Here is a 7,239-nt window from a genome sequence, read left to right on the forward strand (position 1 = left end):
CGCCCATCACGAACACTTTCGCGGCCGGCACGGTGCCGGCGGCGGTCATCATCATCGGGAAGGCGCGGCCGAACGCTTCGGCGCCCTCGATCACTGCGCGGTAGCCGGCGAGATTGGCCTGCGAGGACAGTACGTCCATCACCTGGGCGCGGGTGATGCGCGGCATCAGCTCCATCGCAAAGGCGGACACGCCGGCATCGGCCATCGTCTTCAGCGCGGCCTCGTTGCCATAGGGATCCATGATCGCGATGACGAGCGCACCACGCTTGTACTTCGACAGTTCGGAGGCCTCGGGCCGCTTCACCTTGATGATGATGTCGGCATCCTTGAGCGCGTCGGCGCTGACGGTGACGCCCGCCGCGACAAGCTCCGAATCGGGCAGCCCCGATTTGACGCCCGCGCCGGGCTCAACCGCGACCTCGGCGCCGATCGCTTTGAACTTCTTGATGGTATCGGGCGAAACCGCAACCCGCGGCTCGGACGCATCGATTTCCTTGGCAACGGCGATCTTCACACTCACAGCACCACCCTTGAGAACCAACGATGTCATTCACCAAATCAGCGACGCAAGCACGGCATATCCCAGAGGATCGTCCTCGATCCCAGGGTGGCCGGCCGCGTCGCAGGATTTTCCAGCTTGGCAACGCCGACGCATCAATCGCGCGGCGTCTCGAGCCCAAAGGAGACAATTCCGCCGGGCTCGAAGTCGGCGCATCGTTGCGCAAACTTGACGATCTCAGCACGAGCTTTTCGATCCCGCACCCTCATGAACGACGCGAGAAGCACCAGGCACTCGTCGGAACCCACCTCGTCCCTCGCTCGCGCCGCACCGCCCATGAGAGGCTCGTCATTCCTGCTCACCTACGGTCATCCGCCCAAGTAGGCAGATCGCACGTGTTCATCGTCGATGAGATCCTTGCCGCTGCCGGACAGAACGATCGAACCGGTCTCCAGAAGATAGGCGTAGTCGCACATCTCGAGGGCCGAGTAGGCGTTCTGTTCGACCATCAGGACCGTCGTCCCGGACTTCCTGATACTATCGATGATCGAGAACACCTGTTCAACGATGTTGGGCGCCAGGCCGAGCGATGGCTCGTCAAACATCATGAGTCTGGGCTTGGACATGATCGCGCGCCCGATCGCCAGCATCTGCTGCTCGCCGCCTGATAGTGTTCCCGCCACCTGATGCCGGCGCTCGGCCAGTCGCGGAAACATCCCGAAGATCCGCTCCCGATCCGCCGCGATCTCCCGACGGTCGGTCCGCAGATAGGCGCCCATATCGAGATTTTCGTCGACGGTCATATCAGGGAATACTCGCCGCCCCTCGGGGCAATGAGCGATTCCCTTGCTCAGGATCTCCCGCGCCGAGCACTTCGTAATGTCGTGCCCGTCGAACGTAATCCGTCCGGCGGCCGAAGGCAGGATTCCCGAGATCGCCCGCAACGTCGTGCTTTTGCCCGCACCGTTCGCTCCGATCAGAGCGACCAGCTGCCCCTGCCCGATCGACAAGGTGACGCCCTTGAGGGCCTCGACCTTGCCGTACCGGCAAACAAGACCATTAATGTGCAGCATGCCGGCTGGCTCCTTCACCGAGATAGGCACGAATGACCTCGGGATTGCCGCGGATCGCCGCGGGCGGCCCTTCGGCGATGATGCGGCCGTAGTTGAGCACGACGATGCGATCGGAGACGCCCATGACCATGGGCACATCGTGTTCCACCAGCAGGATCGACATGCCGCGGCCGTGCAACTTGTTGAGCAGCTCCATGAACCGCGCGGTTTCCGTCGCGTTCATGCCCGACACCGGCTCATCCAGCAAAAGCATCGAAGGGTCTGTAGCAAGGGCAAGCGCGACGCCGAGCAAGCGCTGGTCGCCGTAAGACAGCGACCCGGCGAGTTCGTCGGCACGGCGCGCGATCCCGACGATCTCGAGCAGTTCGTGCGCAAGATTCCTCAACTCCGCCTCCGCCCGCCCTTCGCGCGGCAGCGCGAGGAGCGTATCCAGCAGCGTCGACCGGCTCCGCCGGTGCAAGCCGATCATCACGTTCTCGAAGACGGTCACGCTCTGGAACACGCTGGTGCGCTGGAAGGTCCGCGCCAGGCCGAGCGAGGTGACTTCATGCGGTTTGAGGTTGCTGAGCGAGGTATTCTTATAGCGCACCTCGCCCTTGGTCGGCCGCAGAAAGCCGGTGATGACGTTGAAGGCCGTCGTCTTGCCGGCGCCGTTCGGTCCGATCAGGCTGACAATCTCACCCTGGTTGACGACGAAGCTCATATCGGTGATCGCAATCAGTCCGCCGAAATGCACGGCGATATGTTCAACGGACAGAACTGGCTGCGGAACGTTGGAGGGCATGGTGCTCATGGCGTGTCGTGCATCTTGGCTTGGAGAGGCTCCGGATCCGCGCGAGTGCTAGGCGCTGCGAACCACTTCTCGACTGCGGGGACAATGCCCTTCGGCAACACGAAGACGATGATGATCATCAGCAGGCCATAGAGGATCCACTGAATCTCCGGCGTGGCGAAAGAGCGAGCCGCGACGGGAATGAAGCCGAAGATGAGGCCGCCAACGATGGGGCCCGCAAGGGTGCCCTTGCCGCCCGAGATCACCATGATCACCATCGTCACCGTGTAAAGAAACGCAAACACGTCGGGATCGATGATCTTGAGGTAATGGGCGTAGAGGCTGCCGGCGGCGCCCGCGATGCCGGCCGAAAACACCGCGGCCAGCACCAAATAGCGGGTCACGTCGATCCCGACCGAGACCGCGAGCGACTCGTTCTCTTTGAGCGCAATCATTGCGCGCCCGACGCGGGAGTAAACCAGACGCTGGATGACGATGTAGGACACCACGAGCACAGCAAGCACGAGATAGTAGTTGGATTGCTTGCTGTAGAAGTCGAGGTAGCCAACTCCGGGCACGCCCAGCGTCATCGGTGGGATCGAGGTCAAGGCGAGCGGGCCTTGGGTCAACTCGACCCAGTTCAGCGCGACCAGCCGGACGACTTCCGCAAAGCTGATGGTCACGATGACGAAGTAGGCGCCTCGCACCTTGAAGGACAGCTTCCCGACGGCGTAGCCGCAGAGCGCTGCAACCAGAGTGCCGATCACAAACCCGGTCCAGACCGGCCAGGGTTCGTGAACCACGCGGATACCGCCGATCAACTCGACATCGAAGCCGAGCGACACCAGCGCGCTGGTGTAGGCTCCAATTCCAAAGAATGCGACGTGACCAAGGCTCAGCTGTCCGGTGTACCCGAGCAGGAGATTGAGGCTCATCGCCGCGACAATGAGGATACCCGTCGTGATGAAGGCGTTCAGCAGATACGGATCGTGCAGCCAAAGCGGGACGGATGCGAATACTGCGAGCGCGATATAGGGGACCAGGCGCTTCATCCGATCCGCTCCGCGCGTGCAAAGAGGCCGGTCGGCTTGAAGAGGAGAACGACGATGATGATCAGAAAGCCCATGGCATCGCGGTAGCCCGACGAAACGTATCCGGCACCAAGCTCCTCGGCCAAGGCCAGCAAGAAGCCGCCGATGGTGGCGCCCCCGATGCTGCCGAGACCGCCGAGGATGACGATGGCGAAAGCCTTGAGCGAAGCGAGATTGCCCATTTGCGGGGAGATGACGTAGACAGGACCGAGCAATGCACCCGCCGCCGCCGCGAGACTCGAGCCAATCGCGAACGTCGCCATGTAGATGAACTGAATGTTGACGCCCATGAGCGACGCAGCGTCACGATCCTGGAAGGTGGCGCGCATCGCCTTGCCGAGTTTTGTGCGGTTGATCAGGAGATAGGACACGCCGATCAGGGCAAGGGCAGCGCAGAAGACGAACAGGCGCAACCAGGACACCGAAATCGAACCAATGACGAGCGGAAGTTCCGGGAACGGCGTCGAAACCGACTTCGCGACGCCACCCCAGACGAACTGCTCACCATTCTGCATCACGATCATGGCGCCGATCATGACCAGCATGGTCGTATCGATGTCCGCGCCACGCATCGGGCGCAGCAAGACGACCTCGATCAGCGCACCAGCAAAGCAGCCCAGGACGACCGCCACGATCAGCGCAAGAAAGAAGTTCAGGCCGAGCATCACGCCGACGAAATACAGCGCATAGGCCCCGAAGGAGTAAAGCTCACCGTGCGCGAAATTGACGACGCGCATGATGCCAAAGATGAGCGTGAGCCCAATGCCCAGCAGCGCGTAGGTGCTGCCCAGAATGAGCGTGTTGACGATGTGTTGCAGAAGCTCGGTCATGCTGATTTTTTCGGCCGGAAGACCGCTGATCCTCTCTTCAGAGCATGTTTAATGGGCGAGGCAATGCCAAGGCGCCACCAATTATGGTGGCGCCTTCCGCGATCGTCGAGCTCAGGAGCCCGACAGGATGATCTTTTCGTTCTCGATCTTGATCAGATAGAGGTTGGGCATGCTCTGGCCGCTTTCCTTGCCGGTCGGCCCTTGCTTCTGGAACTTGATCTGACCATTCAGGCCGGGAAAGTCGGTCGTCCAAAGCGCATCGGTGATCGCCGCGGGCTCTGCCTTGCCGGCCCGCTGGATCGCATTGGCGATCGTGCGAATTCCGTCGTAGCCGCGGAAGCTTTCAGTCGCGCCGGCGATCGCATAGCCACGCTTTTTCCACTCGCCGAGGAAATACTTCGTTGCTGCCGGGTCCGGGGTCTTGTCCGGATACCAGGGCGCGAAGGTCGTCAGATGCATGGAGCCGTTCGCTGCGGCGCCGGCCTGCTCGATCAGCTGATCCGGATTCTGCGAGCCGCCGGTGGTCACGATCCGCTTGGTGATGCCGAGCGCTGCGGCCTGCTTCAACACCAGGGTCAGCTGCTCGACCGCGGTCGTGACCATGATCGTGTCCGAGTCGGTTGCCTTGATCTTGGCAAGCTGGGCGCTCATGTCCTGGGCGGCCTGATCCATGATCTCCACGAGGCCGACCTGAATGTTCTGGGCCTTCATGATCTTGCCGAAGTCCTCGGCTGATCCGCGGCCCCAGTCGTTGTTGATGACGAGGAAGTCGGCCTTCTTGATCCCGAGTGACGGCATGATGGCCTTGAACTCGGTCGCCTCAACCGAGGACGGCGGCGAGATGCGGAAGATGTAGGAATTGCCCGACGTCGTGATCTTGCTCGAGGACGAGGTCTCCACCACCATCGGGACCTTGTATTCCATGAGCTTCGGCATCACCGCGAGCGTCAGGCTCGAGCCCCAGGCGCCCATGATCACGGGCACCTTGTCGCCGCTGATCAGCTTCTCGGCGACGGCCGCGGCCTCTGTCGGATTGCTCTTGTTGTCTTCGATGAGCAGCTCGATCTTGCGACCGAGCAAGCCGCCCTTGGCATTGATTTCGTCGGCGGCAATCTTTGCGCCGTTCACGACATAGGTACCGGAAGCGGCGAACGGACCGGTGAGAGGCTCATTGACACCGATCTTGATGGTCTGCGCCGCTGCGCCCGTCGCCAGTGCGGTCGACATCGCCGCGGCGAGGGCCGCGCCCGTAATCAATCCGTGTGCTCGCTTCATCTTTCCTCCTGTGCTCGCATGAGCCGTGCCTAGGGAACGAAACACCAGTGCAGCGCGCCAGCTTATGGGTGCTGGCCATTCGTCACTGCCGGGATGATCCTATCATCCTATTCTTAGTATCTTAAAGATACTTCTAATCCGTCGTCAAGCAGGCGCCCTGCTCTATTTTTGTTTTCGCAGTGCCCTCATTTGACGCAGCCGCTCATCATTTGCGCGATTGCTTTCGCCTAGACCAATTTCGAAACTCCTTCGACGGACACGATGCCGCGCGTGCTGATCAAGCGTTCGCCAAATTCGCTTCCTTGTTGAACTCGATGGTGAGCTGATCCCATTCGCCCAGGCTGTCCTGAATTTTGCTCCAGAAAGACTGCGAGCGGCGCCGCTCAAAATCGGCGACTGAAACCCCCTGCTGCTCGACCCAGGTGTAGTAGCCGAGGTTGAAGACGGCGCGGCGCGAATGCTCCGTCAGCTCAACGACATTGTCGGAGGCGGCGCCGAGCAGGCAGGCGCCGAAGATTTCGGCGGCGTTCACCTGATCAAGGCCACGCCCGTAGTGCTTCTCTTCGAACTGCCCGCGTTCGCTGCCGTAGATGGAAGCGCTGTCCGTCGCCACGGTGACAATGGCCTTCTCGGGCCCGTAATTCATCTGCTTTGCCAGCTTGATCGAGGCGATGATGTTGGCGAACCCGGAGATGCCGATATGGTCAAAGGCGCGCACCAGCGCGGGTTCGAGACCGCGGCGCGTCTCGAGATAATCCCGGCCCGCTCTCGAGCCGAACAGCAGATTGAGCTGGTCCGTGGTTCGGTCCGAGACCCCGACGACGAAGTCGAGGTTCATGACATTGTGAATGAGCGGAATGTGCTTGTCGCCGATCCCCTGAATGTTGTGCTCGCCATAGCCATTGTTGAGCATCGTCGGACACTCGAGCGCCTCGACGGCAACGACCTTCGAGCCCCAGCGTCTCTTGAGAAAGTCACCCGCGGCGATCGTCCCCGACGATCCGGTTGCCGAGACGAAGGCCGCCAATTCGTAGTTATCGTCCTGGTTGAATGCCTTGAAGGCATCTTCCGCCGCGCGCCCCGTGCACTCATAGTGGATGAGATAGTTCGAGAACGACGAGAACTGGTTGAGAATGACGTTGCTGTCGTCGCGCCTGAGCTCCGCGCACTTGTCGTAGATCTCCTTGACGTTGCTCTCGGTGCCGGGTGTCCGGATGATATCGCCTGGCTCCGTCACCCACTTCTCGAGCCATTCGAAGCGCTCGCGGCTCATCCCTTCGGGTAAGACGGCAACGCCGCGACAGCCGAGGATCCGCGAAACGGCGACACCGCCGCGACAGTAATTGCCGGTGGAGGGCCAGACAGCCTTCTGTTTGGATGGATCGAACCGCCCGGTCACGAGCTGCTCGATCAAGGCGGCATAGGCCGGCAGGACCTTGTGCGCGCCGATCATCGGAAAGCGATCACCGAGCAACACGATGATCTTGGCATCGACGCCGGAGATCTCCTTTGGCAGCACGATATGGCCCGGCACCAGGTCCCTGCCCTTGCGGTCTTCCGCATTGTACCAGTGTATGCGCCAGAGGTTCGCGGCGCTCGGCTCATCCGGCCCGACTGCCGCAATGTCCTCCCATACCCTGGCTGACGGAAGCGGTGGGTGCGCGAGCTGCGAGAAGGTCGGCAGCCTCAGGTTAAGTTT

The 7,239-nt window shown here is 61.4% G+C and carries 7 protein-coding genes; all 7 read right to left on the reverse strand.

Annotated elements, in window-relative coordinates; all coding sequences use genetic code 11:
- Positions 1-514, reverse strand: a 514-nt coding sequence (locus H8B02_RS43290) for a Rossmann-fold NAD(P)-binding domain-containing protein (protein ID WP_512699921.1), incomplete at its 3' end; no start/stop codon positions are given.
- A gap of 353 nt (positions 515-867) precedes the next feature.
- Positions 868-1,572, reverse strand: coding sequence for an ABC transporter ATP-binding protein (locus H8B02_RS43295; RefSeq protein WP_229171880.1), 705 nt, complete (start codon positions 1,570-1,572; stop codon positions 868-870).
- Positions 1,559-2,365: an ABC transporter ATP-binding protein gene (locus H8B02_RS43300; RefSeq protein WP_229171882.1), complete on the reverse strand. Its 807-nt coding sequence runs from the start codon at positions 2,363-2,365 to the stop codon at positions 1,559-1,561. Before H8B02_RS43300 ends, H8B02_RS43295 begins: the two co-directional genes overlap by 14 nt.
- Complete coding sequence (locus H8B02_RS43305) at positions 2,362-3,396, reverse strand: branched-chain amino acid ABC transporter permease (RefSeq protein ID WP_229171884.1); 1,035 nt, start codon at positions 3,394-3,396, stop codon at positions 2,362-2,364. The genes H8B02_RS43300 and H8B02_RS43305 overlap by 4 nt, the downstream gene beginning before the upstream one ends.
- Positions 3,393-4,265 (reverse strand): branched-chain amino acid ABC transporter permease, encoded by an 873-nt coding sequence (locus tag H8B02_RS43310; RefSeq protein WP_092116278.1) that lies wholly within the window; start codon positions 4,263-4,265, stop codon positions 3,393-3,395. The genes H8B02_RS43305 and H8B02_RS43310 overlap by 4 nt, the downstream gene beginning before the upstream one ends.
- A gap of 111 nt (positions 4,266-4,376) precedes the next feature.
- Positions 4,377-5,540: an ABC transporter substrate-binding protein gene (locus H8B02_RS43315; RefSeq protein WP_229171886.1), complete on the reverse strand. Its 1,164-nt coding sequence runs from the start codon at positions 5,538-5,540 to the stop codon at positions 4,377-4,379.
- Positions 5,541-5,817: 277 nt separating this feature from the next.
- Positions 5,818-7,239 (reverse strand): pyridoxal-phosphate dependent enzyme (locus tag H8B02_RS43320; RefSeq protein ID WP_229171888.1); only part of this gene is annotated, 1,422 nt, incomplete at its 5' end.

The organism is Bradyrhizobium altum (assembly GCF_020889705.1).
GTDB classification, from domain to species: domain Bacteria; phylum Pseudomonadota; class Alphaproteobacteria; order Rhizobiales; family Xanthobacteraceae; genus Bradyrhizobium; species Bradyrhizobium altum.